The organism is Fenollaria sp. C0166D3 (genome assembly GCF_056590255.1).
Genome location: NZ_JBWPVU010000008.1, coordinates 1 through 17262 on the forward strand (window position 1 = coordinate 1; position 17262 = coordinate 17262).

The 17262-nt window shown below is 36.6% G+C and carries 7 protein-coding genes, 1 pseudogene and 1 riboswitch; of the genes and pseudogenes, 1 reads left to right on the top strand and 7 read right to left on the bottom strand.

From position 1 onward, the window contains the following. The 7 genes and pseudogenes from AC1EJ0_RS06335 to AC1EJ0_RS06365 form a co-directional block, all read right to left on the bottom strand. On the bottom strand, positions 1 to 9536 hold a 9536-nt coding region (locus AC1EJ0_RS06335; RefSeq protein WP_480023984.1), incomplete at its 3' end, for an InlB B-repeat-containing protein. A gap of 885 nt (positions 9537 to 10421) precedes the next feature. Further along, positions 10422 to 11066: an ECF transporter S component gene (locus tag AC1EJ0_RS06340; protein WP_480023759.1), complete on the bottom strand. Its 645-nt coding sequence runs from the start codon at positions 11064 to 11066 to the stop codon at positions 10422 to 10424. Between the two features lie 42 nt (positions 11067 to 11108). Then, positions 11109 to 11223, bottom strand: a riboswitch (FMN riboswitch). 41 nt (positions 11224 to 11264) lie between these two features. Further along, the gene (locus tag AC1EJ0_RS06345) at positions 11265 to 11774 is read right to left on the bottom strand and encodes a hypothetical protein (RefSeq protein ID WP_480023758.1); all 510 of its coding nucleotides are present in this window, start codon (positions 11772 to 11774) and stop codon (positions 11265 to 11267) included. Continuing rightward, the gene (locus AC1EJ0_RS06350) at positions 11774 to 12928 is read right to left on the bottom strand and encodes an NAD(P)-dependent malic enzyme (protein WP_480023762.1); all 1155 of its coding nucleotides are present in this window, start codon (positions 12926 to 12928) and stop codon (positions 11774 to 11776) included. The genes AC1EJ0_RS06345 and AC1EJ0_RS06350 overlap by 1 nt, the downstream gene beginning before the upstream one ends. A gap of 27 nt (positions 12929 to 12955) precedes the next feature. After that, positions 12956 to 13990, bottom strand: a pseudogene (locus AC1EJ0_RS06355) (glycerate kinase); the annotation flags it as partial. Next, the gene (locus AC1EJ0_RS06360; RefSeq protein ID WP_480023757.1) at positions 13983 to 14927 is read right to left on the bottom strand and encodes a D-2-hydroxyacid dehydrogenase; all 945 of its coding nucleotides are present in this window, start codon (positions 14925 to 14927) and stop codon (positions 13983 to 13985) included. The gene AC1EJ0_RS06360 and the pseudogene AC1EJ0_RS06355, both read right to left, overlap by 8 nt. A gap of 567 nt (positions 14928 to 15494) precedes the next feature. Beyond that, positions 15495 to 16385 (bottom strand): exonuclease domain-containing protein, encoded by an 891-nt coding sequence (locus tag AC1EJ0_RS06365; protein WP_480023756.1) that lies wholly within the window; start codon positions 16383 to 16385, stop codon positions 15495 to 15497. A 274-nt stretch (positions 16386 to 16659) separates the two neighbouring features. Here AC1EJ0_RS06365 and AC1EJ0_RS06370 point away from each other — a divergent pair, with 274 nt between their 5' ends. Then, positions 16660 to 16854, top strand: coding sequence for a plasmid mobilization protein (locus AC1EJ0_RS06370; protein ID WP_019213960.1), 195 nt, complete (start codon positions 16660 to 16662; stop codon positions 16852 to 16854). The last annotated feature ends 408 nt before the right edge of the window (positions 16855 to 17262 follow it).

A 17262-nucleotide genomic window follows, 5' to 3' on the forward strand; every position in this document is an offset into this window, starting at 1 on the left:
GTTACTGTGTAGTATTTAGTCTTGTCTGGATTTGGTGTTACGCCTGGATCTACTGGTCCTGTTCCTGTGCCACTGCCTTCGCTGTAGTGGAAGTATACTATCTTTCCTGCTACTTCGTAAGCATTTGTTACTTCATTTTTACCTTCTGCATCTGTTGTTACTTTTAGATTTGTATACTTAGTATCTATTGCTTTAACTAATGCTTTAGCATCTGCACTAACTTCATTCCATGTCCAAGTCTTACCTGTTTCTTTTAATAGGTATACTTTGTCTTTACCAGCATTTACTAGTTTAGCATTTGTTTTTGCTACTACTGTTAGTGTATCGTATTTATCTTCATCTGCTGGTTTTTCTGTTGTCTTTTCTTCTATGAAGTATGCTGTTACTGTCTTGTCGCCATTAATTGGTGCTTCGTCTTTTAAGCTCCACTTATCAAACTTGTATCCATCGTTTGGTGTTACTTTAGCTTTTACAATGTTTCCAAATTTTTGTTCTGGCTCTCTTGGTACATAAACTGTGTTTTCCTTAGCTACTTTACCGTTAGCTCCAGCTACAAATGTTACTGTGTAGTATTTAGTCTTGTCTGGATTTGGTGTTACGCCTGGATCTACTGGTCCTGTTCCTGTGCCACTGCCGCTATCTTTTATGAAGTTTGCTTTTACTGTTAAGTTACTTGATATAGGTGCTTTTCCATCTATGGCTGCACCATCTTCTAAAGTCCACTTGTCAAACTTGTATCCACTCTCTGGTGTATATTTTGCTTTCGCTATGTCTTCAAATGTTATACCTTTGTTCTTTGGTACATAAACTGTGTTTGCACTATCTACTGTACCGTGATCTCCAGCTACAAATGTTACTATATAGTTATCGCCTTGTGGTGGGCCTGGTTGCGATGGATCTGGGTTGTTAGGATCTACTGGTTTTGAACCTGCGCTGTAGTGGAAGTATACTGTCTGTCCTGCTACATTAAAGTCATCACTTACTTCGTTTTTACCTTCTGCATCTGTTGTTACTTTTAGATTTGTATACTTTGTAGCGCTTGCTTGTACTAAGGCTTTAGCATCTGTACTAACTTCGTTCCATGTCCAAGTCTTACCTGTTTGTCTAAATAGGTATACTTTGTCTTTATCAGTATTTACTAGTTTAGCATTTGTTTTAGCTACTACTGTTAGTGTATCGTATTTATCTTTATCTTCATTTGCTGGCTCTTCTGTTGTCTTTTCTTTGATGAAGTATGCTGTTACTGTTAAGTCTTTATTAATAACAGTTTTATCATCAAGTGCTGGAGACCATCCTTTGAATGTGTAATCACCAATGCCAGTAGCTCTTGGTGCTTTACCTGCTAAGTCAGCAAGTGTGTGTTTTGGATCTGCATCTTTATAAACGTAGAATGTATTTGCTGAATCAACAGTTCCCTTCTTTGTATCTTCTGATTTAAATGTTACTGTCCAGAACTTATTTTTATCTGGGTTTTCTCCACCAGGTTCGTTAGGATCTTTTGGTCCAGTAACAGATAATTGGTATCTAGCAATTATGTCTGTCTCATGCTCAAACTGTGCTTGTAATGGTGAGCTCCATCCAGTTAATACATAGTCTGCATCACAATTAACCCTTGGTGCTGCTAAGTTTACTTTTTTATTTGGATTTACCCAATAGATTACAGTTTGGTCATTTGGAATTGTGCCGTGTTCGCCAGCTTTAAATTCTACTTTAACGTATTCTTGTGGAACGTCTGGTTTTATTTGACCTGGTTTTTGTGGAACTGCATCGCTAATTCCACTCCAATCCCTTGCTAAAAGCACGTCAAAACTTACGTCTTCATTTCCGACGCCGTACGTTTGATCAGGATTTTTTGCTACATAGCCTTCAATTTGTGACTTCTCTACAAATTCTTTCGCTGTATATGTCTTATTTGGATCTGAATAGAAGGTATATACAGCCCCTAGTTGCTTTCTCTTTTCATTATAATATTTTACTTCAACCTTCACTTTGTTTGAATTTAGATTTGTTGAATTATTTATTATAAAGATATTGCCGGTTCTTTCGTAAGTTACCCTATAATCGTTTATGCCAATTGTTACTTGACCATCTTTTTCTCCATCCACGTTTACTTCGTAATTATATTTATTACCATCATTGTCATAATCATCATATAGAGCCGTTTCTTTTTCTGCAGATTTTTTTCCATCATTAAATGCAAAGACATTAGTTGATACTGTTTCTTTATTTCCTCCGTCAATGTATCTAATAAGATTAACTGTTGTAGCGGCAGTTGGCGAATCATCTATAAAGTTTACGACAAGCTTATACTTAGTCTTAGTACTTATAGGTATAAGTCTTAGATTCATTCCACTGTATACAATTCTGTAGCTAATACCTTCAAGAGTGACTGTATTGCTTGCGGAATCTGCGTCAACAACTTTTACAAAGTATCTATATGCATTGCCGTTGGCATCGTATCTCGCTTGATCTTCAAACTTAGCCTTATAAATACCGCTTTCATATACCACAGTACTTACTGCTCCATCAATCTTTTCGGTTCTTCCGCTAACAGTTCTATAAAGTTGCAATTTAACGACTGGCTTTTTATCTGGTGCATTTGCTGCAAATGTTAAATCAGATGTTAATTCAATCAAATCTCCAACTTCTGTATGAACGAAATTGTTTGCGTCTACTTTTCTTAAGTTGTAGTATTTACCATCAAGTTTTATACTGTTAGGATTGTTTGGATCTTTTATGAAGTCAACAGTATACTTATAACGTTTTCCGCTAGGGTCAAAGGCTGCTAGGTTTCTCCACGAGTACGAATATCCATATACTCCTTCTATAGGAGCAATTTCAGGTGTTGCATCAGCTCCTGTGATTTGGATTCCGTTTCTGTATATTCTTAACCTTTGTTCAGTTCTGTCATCATGATATTTTGGAGGTGTAGTGTCTTTTATTTCATATCTGTTGTTAGCAATTACATCGACATTCTTAAGTCTGATATTATCTACTGTGACAACTTCAGATTTTTTGCTTGGTGTAAGCTGCACTATACCGTTGTCTGGACCATAAAAATATGATCTTTGATTTGTAAAGACTTCTTTATATGGGAATGCAGCTGCATTACCATGTACTGGTTTTACAAAGTAGTGAGTAAGTCTGTTTGGTATTGGTAAATCTGTTAACGTAATTGAATAGTCCCCATTTTTATCAGGTAATACTACTTTTTTACTATATATAGTCTTATCATGTAGCCATTTTGAGTAACCATCAAAACCATATTTTCCGACTACTTCATATTCAAACCTATCTTGTTCAGCAATTTCTGCAGGAGTCATAGTTCCATCTACGTTCGGATTCTTGCCATCAACAAGAATATTTATTTTTAATGTTCCTGTTTCTGCAAGAGTCGCATTAAGTCCGTCGTAAGTAACTGCATAGGTCATTCCGTTATCAGCAGCATATTTGCCTCCATATTCCCCTACAATTCTTACGAAATACTCGAATGCATCTCCGTCGTCATCGCGAACAGCTTGTTCACCAAAGTCCGCTTGATTTGTTTCGCCTAGATTTGAAAGTGTAACTATCGCATCCCTTACTCTTTCTGCATTTCCTTTTCTGTTTCTCCAAAGTTCTAGAGTAACTTTTTGTGGTTTATTAGTAATTTCCTTTGCAATTAAAAGGTTTCCTATAACAGCATCGTTTTCGCCAAGCTCTCTATGTGCAAATTCGTTGCCGCCTAGGCTCCTAGCTCTGAAGTATAAATCGCCAATTTTAGTAATATTAGACTTGTTTAAATCTTTCGGTTTTATCGTATAATTTATAACTTTTCCATTAAGAGAAAGTGGTAAGTTTTTCCAAGTATAAATGTATGCATCATCTCTGTTAGGATCCTTCTTAACTTCAGGTTTCACATTTACAGGTCTCGCGCCTTCATAAATAGTTAATCTTGGGTCCTTTATATCATCAGGCATAGCTGCCCCAGATGTCATTTCATAGATATTTTTTGCACTTATATCTCCCGATGGTTTAGATAAACTGTTTATCTCAAGCTCTTCAAGTAGATTTTGATACGATAGTGTTATAGATATTGTGTTTTTGCCGTTGCCATTGATCGAAACTTTGTAATTTGAATCTTTATCCTCTATTTGTGAAACAGTATAAGTTCCATATGGCAGGTTCTTCCAAGCATATTCATAAGCATTTGCATCAGATAGTGTGATGTTTTGATTAATGTCAGGTCCCTTTATGTTTATGCTAAAGTTGCCCGATTTTGGATCGGCGCCATCAATCTTCTTTTTAATGTGAAGCGTTCCTAAAGGATAAACTCTTGTGATTGGATCTTTAGTCGTAGACACAGCATCATATCTTATGTGGAAAGTATCATTTCCAACTTTTACATATCCTTTGTCTTCGCCTTCTACTTTTGAAGAGTAAGTGTATGGATAACCTTGTTCATCACGAATAGGCATGTCTTTATACAATATGCCAAGTTCTCCTCCAGCTAATTGTTCTGGTGCTTTATATGTCTCAACTTCTTCAAGTGTTTTTTTAGAAGACATTCTTGAAAGATTTATCTTCATCTCTGGCTTAACTTGTATATGAGGGTCATACACAAGTTTACTACTTACGTCCTTGTGCGTAGGTATTTCTGTATATATAAAGTTTAGTCTATCCTTATCCCAAGTTATCATAAATTGTCTGCTGTCAATATTGGCAATGTATTTTACTCCGCCATCGTAGTCTGGTGATAAATCATATTTTGCATTTATTTCATAACTATGGTCTGATGAAGTGTCGCTTATTCTGTATAGATTTTCCCACTTAAAAGTGTAAGTCTTTTCACTTGCATTTTCTGTAACGCTTGGTTCAAATTTAGTATACTCCTTGCCATCGCGTTTTATATAAAGAAGGTCGCTCTTTGGAGTCATCTTTGGAAGCGTTCTTCCGTCCAATAAAACAAATTTTACAGTTGTGGCTTTGTCAAGCTTACCCTTAGTCCTGTTATTAATAGTAACAGTCGCCTTAGTAAGATCTGGTCTAAATAAGAAGTATCCGTCATTATATGTTGCATCGTTGTAACCCTTACTCAATACCGAAGCATCATTGTCTTGATATGAAGCAATGTACTCGCTATCCTCTGGCAATACCTCTTCAACCTTGTAATGCAATTTATTTCTAGTACTCTTATTTTCTGAGTAATAATAAGGTAAGTTATTTAAAGTGACGCTAAAATTATTGTCCTTATTTAATTTAATCTTTTCCTCAGTTAATTTTTTGTCACTAGACCAATATCCTCTTGTATTTTCTTTCCAAGCAGTCAACAAGACTTCAAATTCTTTAGTATCATTTGCATCTAATGGAATGCCGTCTATCTTTTTATCTATAGTGATAGTTCCGTATGGATATACATCTGCGTGGATGTATCCGTTACTGCTTGGTGCTGAATAGTCTATATAGTAGTTTTTGCCGTTGTTGCTAAGAGTGCCTTCAACATCACCTTTTGCTTTGAAGGAATAATTATACTCAAGCCCTTCGCTGTTACGAGCCTCTAAGTCCTTAAAAGTATATGAGTAAGTTCCATCGGCTTGTTTGCTTACAGTTTTTTCGTCAATTTTCTCTATTGTATGCTCAGCATTTGCTTTAAATAAGTCAAAGCCTATCTCAAACTTATCTTCATCGGCAATGTCTTTGTTAAACTTAATTTCAACTTTAAGGTCTTGCTTCATATTAAGTTCTTTAAAATTAAGCACTCCGTTTTTAATGCCTGAGGATCTGTATAGAACATTATTAAATTTAACTACATTATATTTGTTCGGTTTATCCGTCGCCTCAAAAGTGTAATTATATCTCGTTCCTCTGTTATCTACTAGGTATAAGTCTTTCCACGTGTATGTGTAAGTCTTTGTTTTTCCATCAGAAGATAGTTCTTCAGTAATTACTGGCTTAGTGTTCAGTACTGAACCGTCTCTTAAAAGTTTTATCTTTGTATTACTTTTATCATCTGGGAAATCTTTTTCTAATTTTTCGTAAATAACCTTAGCTGCAAGATCGTCTTTAGGTTTTGCTGTCCTTGTTATTGTTATATAATCTTTTACAGTTGTTCTCTCTGGTTCGCTGTGCGGAGTATATATATTAACATCCTCAGCAAGATATGGAACATACTCTCCAGTTCTGTCGTCCTTAGCATATTTTGTTCCCGCTTTATATGCAAGAGTAAGGTAATTTACAATATCTACTTCTTCATCTTCAGAATCTTTCACTAAGAAATAATTAGTATATCTATATGATCTTGAGCCCTTAGTAGTTAGAGGGATGTTTTTTATAAGAGTGTGATAATTGTTATCAGCATTTAAAACTACTGGTATAGTTTTGAACAATCTATCAATATTTTTATTTGGATTGTAATCATCCTTCATCGTAGCACCACTATATAAGTAAAGCTTTCCTTTGAAATCTTTCTTAGGGTTAGTTCCAAATTCTTCTCTTATATCTAGCATACCGAATGGATAAACTGTTACTTTTATAGTTTCAGTCGCTGATCCTATCTTATTATAATAAACATAGAAATTAAGCGGTTTTCCTTCATACTGTACACTTGGGTGAGAAATAACCTCATCCTTTTCGCCAAGCACTTTTACTGAATATTGATATTCATCTCCGTTTTTGTCGTAAATAAATTCTTCAGTAAACTTTCCTATATATTTTCCTTCTGCATTCTTTTCAATCTTAAGAGGCGTCTTGCTAACTTTCATTTGGGCCTCAGAAGCGCTCTTTCTATAAAGATCAACGCTTATCTCAGGAATTTCGTCAATATCTATTTCCTTTAAGTAGTCTACTTCTACAACTACTTCTCTAATATTGTTAATTTCCTTTAATACATATGAGTTATCAAGAGTCTTTTTAATATCAAAGTACCTGTCGTTAATTATTACGGCATTTCTTTTATTTGCAAGTGCTTTTACTTCATACTTATAATCTTTCCTTGGATTTCCATACTCCTTAGGCAGGTCGTTTTTATCCCAAGTATATGTGTAAAGATTAGTTTTAGCTGCAGCTTTCTCAAACTTTACGTTAACGTTTTTTTGTAAAACTCCATCTCTGTAAAGTCCTAAAATATTTTTGAACTGCTCATTAGATTTCATCTCATCTAAAGTTGGGAATTCCTTGCCTTCAAGAACGCTGTCTATCCTGATTGCAGCTTCTATATCGTTTTCAATAGTTTTGAATAAGTTATTGATAGTAACGCTAGCTTCTTTAACGTCGCCCCCTAGTCTAACCTTGCCGTCACCAATACTGTCACTGTCTATAAAATCAGGTGGGTTTTGATAAGACGTTTCAGCGATATTTGTTTCAGTAACGGTGTAGTCACCAAGCGGTAAATCCTCAAGGACAGTCTCATACTTTCCAGCGATATCTGGGAAGTTTAAGACTTTTTTGTAAATTTCTACATCTGTTCCAAAAGCCTTGCCAACAACTTCCACAACAAACTTATCTATACCTTCCTTGTCAGGATTTGTAACGCTTTCAATGTCTTTGCCGCCTATCTGAGTCTTTACTGTAAGTTTTCCGTCTCTTTTAATCTCATTTCTTACATATATCGTAAATCCCTTGAAGGCGCCGGAAGCATCTCTCCTTGCAGTGAAAGGCTCTCCTTCTTCAAGAGGAACTTTGTCCTCTCCTTCAAACTGTATCTTAAGATCTGCCTTTCCAAAGTTTTTCTTCTGTTCATCACTTAGTTTTTGAGTGAAAACAAGGCTCTTTGCACTCATAGGCTCTTGTATGACGTATTCGTCATTCATCATTATCTTCTTCTTGATGAAATTTTCTGTTCCGTCTTGGTTCTTTAATTCATAATCTACTAGGTTGTTCTCAACCTTTTCCTCGTACTTATGCCACTCTCCCTTAGAGTCGTAGTAACCAAATTCAGTAACAACCTTGTTGCCATATAGGTTTACACTCTTGTTAGCAAAGTACTTAACTCTCGCTTCAGCACTGCTTGGATCGTCCACGTTTGGTATATAGTTAAAATCAAACTTTCCTTTTTTGTATACAGACACGTCAAGATCTTTTGCAGGTGTGTTTTGATTTGGCGACCTAATGATCTTATACGTTAGTTCAGCACTGTAAGTTGCTCTGTCGTCGCCACCAGCCTTTGGACCCATCCTCTTTGTAAGTTTTGCAGTGTCGCCAATCTTCCATGTAACGCTGTTTGTCTTTGGGTCTATGACGGGCTTGTATTGATCGTCATACGAAGTAAGCCCTTCAGTAGTTATCTCTGCAGAGTCTGGTACTATCCTGTATCCAGCACTTACAGTATCTGAAATTTTTGGGTTGTTCGCAGCAAATAGAGGGTTGTCTTGCTCTCTTTTGTCTGTCCTTAAGTAGGTTGGGAAATGTTCGAAAAAGGAGTCAATCATGGATGTTAAATCAAGATCTCTAGCATATACTTTTTCTTTATAATAAGAATAGTATTCCTCATCAAAATATTTAGCTCCTTCTTCACCAATTTTGCTTAGCGGTTTCACAAAATATATACCGTTTATATTTATTTTTTCATCTTTTCTAGATTTTCCATCTGAAGAGAATTCCAACTGATGTATAGTTTCGTCTTTTATATTTAGATTTGATACTGCATCTGGTGTACCAATTACTAAAATTTGTTTATTAGACTTAGGATTCTTTCTAAGTATTTCTAAAGTTTTTTTCAATCCCTCATCTAATTTTATATCTAGATTCCCTGGGTCATTTTTAGCACCAGAAATGTCCTCAATTTCTTTCAAAAAATAATCAAACGAAAGATTTTTGTCCAAGTGATGCTCATCAGACAATTCAGGGCTATTTTCGTTCACTTTGTAAGTTTGAGAACAAACTACTTCAGAATTTTTAGTCACAAATACAAAAGCATATCTCAGGTCTCTGTATCCTTTGACTCTTAAATTCTCAATTTTGTCTTTTATATATTTTGTAATATCACTTACGCTGCGTGATTCTGCTTTATCATGATATCCTTTTATAAATTTAGCCGTTCTTTTGTTAGACATTACCACCACCAAGTCGTTTGACTCTGGAGGGTAGTTCATAGCCTCAGCACGCAAAGTGACTTGATAGCTTCCTTCCTCACCTTCAACAGGGTAGACATCTCTGTATACTTGAACGTCACCTGGATACTGTGGTCCTTCTGTAACATAGGATATTCCGTTCTTTTTATTCTTATATTGATTATCCGAGCTGACAATCTTCGTCGTCTTCAAGTAAACAGTCGTATCCTCGTTAAAAGCGTAATCATCACTTAGCTCAGTACCATTTGCGTCATTTAAAAGCCAAGTTTTCTCGTATCCGTTGTCAACTTTTACAGCTCCTTCTGCTAGTGACTTGACAGTGGCCCAAGTTGTGCCCTTAGCAACTTTAATCGAAGCTTTGTCAGGGTCAACGGTTACTCTTTGGTCACCTAAGACCGTGATACTTACTTCGCTACTTGTAGGAGTTTGTGGCCCTGTAGGATTGCCACCCCCCCCCTTCAGCCTTAAGAACGTCTGAGAAAGGCGCAATTAAGCTTGTAAATATCATGACAAAAGCTAATAAGAAAGATAGCTTCTTATTTGTTTTCAATGTCTTCACAATAATCCCTCCAATAAAAGATTTTACTTAATATTATTATGTACATAAGTCACGCCTTATTGAACATATGTAATATAAAACACTTCCCCTTATACTATAGGGTATACTATAAGTTCATGATAATACATAATTTAAAATCTGTCAATAAGATTTTGCCAAAATCCAAAGAGCATCACTTTATCTTAATACGTCATTACATATATTATATCACTTTAAAGATTTAAAATCAATAGGCAAATGCTTGAAAGTGCACAAAAAAGAGACCGATTAAGGTCTCTTAAATAATTATATATTGTATTTGTATAGCTATATTAATAGTCTGCTTACATAAATTTTGCGGAGCGATGAAGAACCCCGTCCATAAATGGACGTGAACCTTTGCGCTATGATGAGATTGGCGTTGTACAGAATTTTTTGGAGTGGCTGTAAGTTTAATCAAATCGACGTTCACTAACGTTCCATCTCTTTGTAAACTCTGGCATAAGGCATGCATAGCCAATGGAACATCGCTAACACTCGTTCTCTTGGTGCATGGACTTACCGTGTGCTAAACGCACTCCGCAGCGACAAAACAATTCGAAACTAGCCAAGATCGCAAATTGAACACAAAAGAAAAAAAGTGAGTACACATCAATCTATGTACTCACTTATGGGATTATTATTCATTCATTTTATTAATTTCGCATTCAATTCGCGCCTGAGACTCATTCGCTTCGCTTTCTCCCTCAACGTACCACTTAGTACGATGTCGGTCGGCGCTACGTTCCATTTCGTCTCATGCATCGAATTGCTCTGCAAAATTTGATTTCTTAATTCTAGAACCCGCCTCTCATATATATAATTAAAGCTATAAGAGCCATTAAAATTACAAAGCTCACCATCTTGATTGTCGTCCAAGTAGCGTTCTTTTCTGAGCTTACCTCTTCTGTAAGTCCAGCGCCTGCTAATGCGCTCTTGATTGGCTTATAAAGCAGTATGATCAATGCTGCGTTAATTCCGCCTTTGATTAGGTTAAACGGTATGATAACTGGCATAAGTTTTACTACTTCTGCTCTCGGGAAGCCTGTGTATATCGGTGTTACAACTAAGTTCCAAAGCGACATAACTACTGTTAGTGCTAAAACTGCGCATACTAGTGACAAAACTGCTCCCTTTGTAGTTCTTTTCTTGTGGTAGATAGCTACTGCTATACCTGAGAATGAAAGTGTTGCGATGATGTTCATAACTGCGCCCCAAGGTCCTGACTCGGAGAAAGTTATCATCTCAACCAAAACTTCTATCACTGCTGCGACTATCGTTACTAGTGGTCCAAAGATGAAGCCTGCTGTTGTTAGCACCACGTCTTTTGGATCGTACTTAAGAAATGGTAGTGATGTGATCGGGAAGCGAATTATCGCTGTTAAAACTATTGCCATAGCGGCAACTGCTGCAATTAATGTGATTTTTTTTGCTTTTGACATAAAAAAAACACCCTCCTTAATGATTATTCAACTAATAACCTTTAAGATCTTTTTCCATCCTGACTATACAGTCGGCACCTGAATCTCACAGGTTCTGCAAACGCTCGCGGGCTTTACCGCCGGTTAAAAGGAATTTCACCTTACCCCAAAGTATTAGATGTACCTTTATTATAGTCCTCTCTTAATAATTTGTCAAGGCTAAATAAAAAATTCGAGGCTCATCACGGCTTTGCTCCCACTATTCACTTTATAATAGCGAAGTTCGTGGTACCAGTTTGTAAAGACTTTTAGATAAATTTCTCCCATCGTTATGGCGTAGCCTGTGACTATGACCCAATGTGCGCTTTTTACTGACTCTACTAGGAGCATGGCTGTTATGTGTCCTTCGTCAATGGCCTTTACCATATCCATGGTTTTGGGAAAATAATGTCTCTTTACTAAAACTGATGTCTTTCTATTTTTAATTATCTTTTTCACGCGCGGCTCCATAAATAGTACTGGTCCTGAACGTATATGACTATACACTTCATCAAAACTTACTTCACTAAAGCCCATCATCTTCATGATGTTGGTGGCTGTAGTGAAGGCGCAGTGATTGTTTAAGCCCGTTCCCTCAAAGTCTTTCGTAATAGAAAGTGATGCTAGGTCCACTCCCAGCATCACTTCTTTATCTACTTTATCTAGTTTTTTAATAAATCCGTAGCTCATTACTCTTGATAAGCGTGGTAAACTGCTTTTGCAACGGCTTTTGGAACTCTTTCGTCGAACATATCTGGCATGATGTGATCAAGTGTAAGGTCTTTATCGTCTACAAGGTCTGCGATTGCATGTGCAGCTGCGACTTTCATGTCGAATGTGATTGTCTTTGCGCGTCTATCAAGTGCTCCTCTGAATATTCCAGGGAAAGCTAGGGAATTGTTGATTTGGTTAGCAAAGTCACTTCTACCTGTTCCAACTATCTTCGCGCCGGCTTCTTTTGCTTCGTCTGGATAGATTTCTGGAACTGGATTTGCCATAGCAAATACTATCGCGTCTTTGTTCATTGTCTTAACCATGTCTTTTGTAAGTACGCCAGGAGCTGAAACGCCTATGAACACGTCAGCGCCTACCATTGCGTCTTTAAGTGTGCCTTGTTCGTTATTTGGATTTGTCTTTTCAGCGATTTCTGCCTTGATCCAGTTGTTCTTTTCATTTCCTCTATAGATAATGCCCTTTGAGTCGCAAACAAGGATGTTCTTAACACCTAGGTTAAGCATCATATAGGCGATGGCAATGCCTGCTGCGCCACTACCATTGATAACGACTTTAAGGTCTGCGTAATCTTTTTTAACAAGTTTGCATGCGTTGATAAGTGCAGCTGTTACGACGATGGCTGTGCCATATTGATCGTCATGAAATACTGGTATATCAAGCATCTCATCTAGTTTTCTCTCTATCTCAAAGCATCTAGGCGCACTGATATCTTCAAGGTTAATGCCGCCAAAGCCTGGAGCGATGTTTTTAACTGTATTAACGATCTCGTCAACGTCTTGTGTATCAAGCATGATAGGGAAAGCGTCAACATTACCAAACTTTTTGAATAGTATGGACTTTCCTTCCATAACTGGCATGCCTGCCTTAGAACCGATATTGCCAAGGCCAAGAACTGCTGAACCGTCTGTAACTACAGCGATAAGGTTACCCTTTGCAGTGTATTTGTATTGAAGCTCACTGTCCTCGTGTATAAGCTTGCAAGGCTCTGCAACACCTGGTGTGTAGGCAAGTGCAAGGTCATGAGCGTTGTTTACCTCAACCTTTGGAACTACTTCTAATTTACCTCTTTTTTCTTCGTGAAACTTCAGTGCTTCTTCTTTGTAAGCCATGTCATCCTCTCCTTTTAAATAATTATTGATGATATTTGCCGCTCTATCCAGTGACTCAGAGTCATATGTAAGGTCTATCATCCTAGTAAAGCCTTGCTCGATGAAAGAGGCTTTCTCCTCTTCTGCGTCGAGCGCCAGACCGATAATCTCTTTGTCATACTCTTTCGCCTTGTTCAAGACAAGGGCCCTAAAACTTTCCTTCCTAAGCTTTAAGGACAGATAGTCGTCAACTAGTATTATTATATCACTTTTTTGAGCAATATTGTCAAAATTAAAATATTTTTCTAAAAAATCTCCTAAATCCACTACTTTTGCGTTCAAAAATTTAACTAGGCTAAGCATGGATCCGCCGCCTGCACCAGCCGCTTCAACGCTTTTAACCTTGAAGCCAAAATGATTTTGCAAAAGGTACTGAAAATTCTCCATATTGCGTTCGAAAATCTCAAGGATCAGATTGTCCTTGATGAGCCTGTTCTGATAAGTAGTGCCTCTGTAGCCGATGAAGCGAGTCTTTGAGTACTTCAAAACGCTAAAGTCAACGCCGTCCACAAGCGCGTCAAGCTCAGTCGTGTCAAAGTGCTTGATCTTGTAAATGTCCCTCGTCTGGGTCACTTCTTCGTCTAGGACGTTGTAAAACTTCACGCCCATGGCACGCAAAAAGCCTATGGCAGCGTCATTGACACCGCTTCCGCCTATGCTTATGGTGATCTTCTTCTCGCCACGCTCAATGAGTTTCTTAACGAGAGCGCCTGCCAAGTAGCTCGTAGAGCTTAAGTCGCCTTTAACCTTGTATTCAACAACGTTTGAAAAGGAGACAAGCACATGCTCATCGAATCTTAGGTACTTAAGATCGTGTTCTTCGCCAGCTTCGTCCATTACCGTAAGCGTCTCGACCGTGAATGAATCAAGGTCCTCCGTCGCCTCGTAAATGTTGCCGTAACCGTCCGGAAGCGCGTATATATCTACGTCGGCATCTATTTTCCCTTCTATCGCCTTAAGTAGCTCCAAGGACGAAATCCCTGAAATAAAGGAGCCGGCGATGAGTGCGACCTTCTTAGACAATTCTATTTAAGCTCCTGCCATCGATGTAGGCTTTGATATTGTCATAAATCACTTTGTAAAGCCTTTGTCTTGCTTCAAGTGACGCCCAAGCGATATGTGGCGTGAAAGCCGCATTATCAAGGGCATATAACTTGTTATCCTTAGTCATAGGTTCAGGCGCAGAAACGTCTGAAGCGTAGAAAGCGACCTTGCCATTCTTAAGCGCATCAGCTAAATCAGCCTCGTTAATAAGGCCGCCACGTGCTGTATTTATGATGATGGCTGTGTTCTTCATAAGCGCAAGACTATCTTTATTAATAATTTCTTTTGAATCCGCATTCATAGGCGCGTGTAGACTAATTATGTCCGCTTCTTTGAAAAAGTCTTCGTAGTCACGGAAGAAGTCCCCATCGGCATGGTGACCCGCTACCTTTAAAGCGATGACCTTCATGCCAAGAGCTCTATAAGCGTCGGCAACTTTTTGACCGATGTCGCCGTAACCAACAACTCCCGCTGTTTTACCAGCAAGCTCGTGAATAGTGCCTAGGAAGAAATTAAAGTCGCGGCTGTCCACCCATTCTCCATTACGAACATTTTTTGCATAACTATAGACATCGTTAGTCGCATTAAGTAAGTGAGCAAGCGTTAGCTGTACAACCGAATAAGTCGAGTAGCTAGGAACGTTCGCTAGACCTATGCCAAGCTCCTTAAGCGCATTTAAGTCGATGTTGTCGAAGCCAGTCGCTGCCTCGGCGATGAACTTCACCTTAGTGCCCTCAAGCTCAGCTTTGCCAAGCCTTACCTTGTTTGTGATCACGATGTCCGCATCCTTTATTCTTTCTTTTATATCAGATGGATTAGTTCTGTCATATGTAATAAATTCGCCAAGCTCCTTGAACATGGCAGTGTCAATGTCGCCCGGATTTGAATTGTACATGTCTAAGAAAACTATCTTCATAAATATCACCTCTAATGTATATATGCCCAAAGGGAAGTGATTTTAAACGGTGGGGTGCGTTTGTGAAAGGCAAAAAAATTAAGCACAGGAAATCCTGTGCTTTAACTCACATCAATTAGAGTACCTTGTCCTTAAGTACTAAGGCTTTCGGTGCTTTCATTATATAAATGTTATGTAAATGTCAAGAATATTTATTCTATGCACTTTGAAAAATATTTTTGCACCTTTCATCCATAATTTAATAGTTATTTAATTATCACTTTTATATGCTCTTCACCATTTTTATACTGCTATATAGGGTTCCATCCTTCAAGATGAAGGCATTAGGAGTCTCTCCAACTTGAATAAATCCAAGTTTATCATAAAGAAGTCTTCCTCTTTCATTACCTGAGTAATAATCAAGCTCTCAAACTATTCATAAATGGATACAATTTAATGTTTATAAATTAGAGTATAAATATTCGCTATTTGCACCCTTTTGTTTTAAAACATTAAAAAGTATCCAATAAAAAAAAGACGGCATTTCTACCGTCTTAAATAACATATTTTACATCTTAACTTTTAGCACTATTGGTTAATCAAATCATAAAATGTCAATTCGTCTATAATGTCTATATCATTACCTTCTAGTTTTAATTTTTCAGCCTTCTTATGTTTTGATGACTTCTCACCTTTTAGTATTGCATTATAATCGTTATCTCCAAGTATTAAATAATTAGTTTTATTATTCACGCTATTGTCGAGTATTCCTCCTAAATTAACAATTATCTGCATTGCATCTTTTCTTAACATCTTCTCCAGCTTTCCTGTAAATACAACATGCCTATTGTAAAAATAGTTGTCTTCATCTATTTCAACTACATCTGGTGTTATTGAGTTTATATCAAATTTAGTCCTTTTAGTTTTCCATAGATCATTAATAGCAATGTTGTTTTCACTCATGTGTATTTTAATACAATCATAAAGTTCCTTTGTTGAAATGCAATCTGAAATAGAGCGATGCTCATTATTATGTAGATTTAAATATTTTGTCATATCAGAAAGTCTATGATGCTTCAAATCTGGATACAACTTTCTAGAGAATTGCATTGTATCCATGTATTTATTATCTAGTTCTGTCTTAAGGCCACAATTTAAAAACCTAATATCAAAAGATGTGTTATGACCAATAATTATATCGTCGCCAATAAAGTTTAGTAATTTATCTTTAATATCCAATATAGATGGCATGCCTATAAGCATATCATTAGTAATGCCTGTTAGAGAAGTTATAAAATCATCAACTTCATATTTTGGTTTAATTAGTTGTGAATATTTTTCTACAATTTCATTGTTTCTAACTCTTAACACACCTACTTCTATAATTTCATCATAATAAGATGATAAACCCGTTGTTTCTGTGTCTAACACGCAATAATCATCTATTATTTCTTTTGTATAATTTTTATTGCATGGCATAAAATCACTCCTTTAATATCAAAGTTTACATTTATTATACCATATAAATAGACTTGATGAATATATATATACTACTACAACAATGAAAGGATTCAGAAGAAAACAAAATGGATGCCACCTACTTTGTATAGGTTAGCATCCATAAATGTAAACTAAATATTAATGTGTCCAGTTTTCTGGGTACACATCATTTACGGAATGCTCCATTTTTTAATTTTTACCTTGTTAGGGAGAACCCTAAGACCCCGAAATATATTTTATAAATGAGAATAAAATGACAAATAGATTTAGAAATGAAAGAATAGAAATTAAGCTAACTAAAGAAGAAAAAGAAGTTTTTGAAAAGAAAATTAAACTTGCAAATCGCAAAACTATGTCTCACTTTCTTAGAAAATGTGTATTAGGAAAAGAGATTTATGTAGTTGACTTAGAACCATTTAGAAATCTACAATGGTGCTTTCAAATGTAACAAATAACATAAACCAGATTGCAAAAGCGAGTAATACAACTGGTGTTATTTACAAGAATGAAATTGAATCAACTCTAAATTTGGCAATATATTATATTACTAAGAGTGAAAAAACTGATGAAAAAATCTTAGTATCTTCATTCAAATGTCCTCCATCCACTGCCCATATTCAATTGATGAAAACACGAAAGATCATATTCTATAGCATATTTTGAAACAAAATAAATATCCCTCGGCCTTTTCTCATGCGGCACAAAGGGCCTGTATTACTAGCCACGTCTCATCGTTTAGTTTTGATATAGCATTTCTGACTGCCTCAATCATCATCTGTGTTTTAACAATCTTTTCTACATCAACGCTTTCATCAGTGATGTTATCTATAAAATGTCCATCATGATCCAAAGAGGA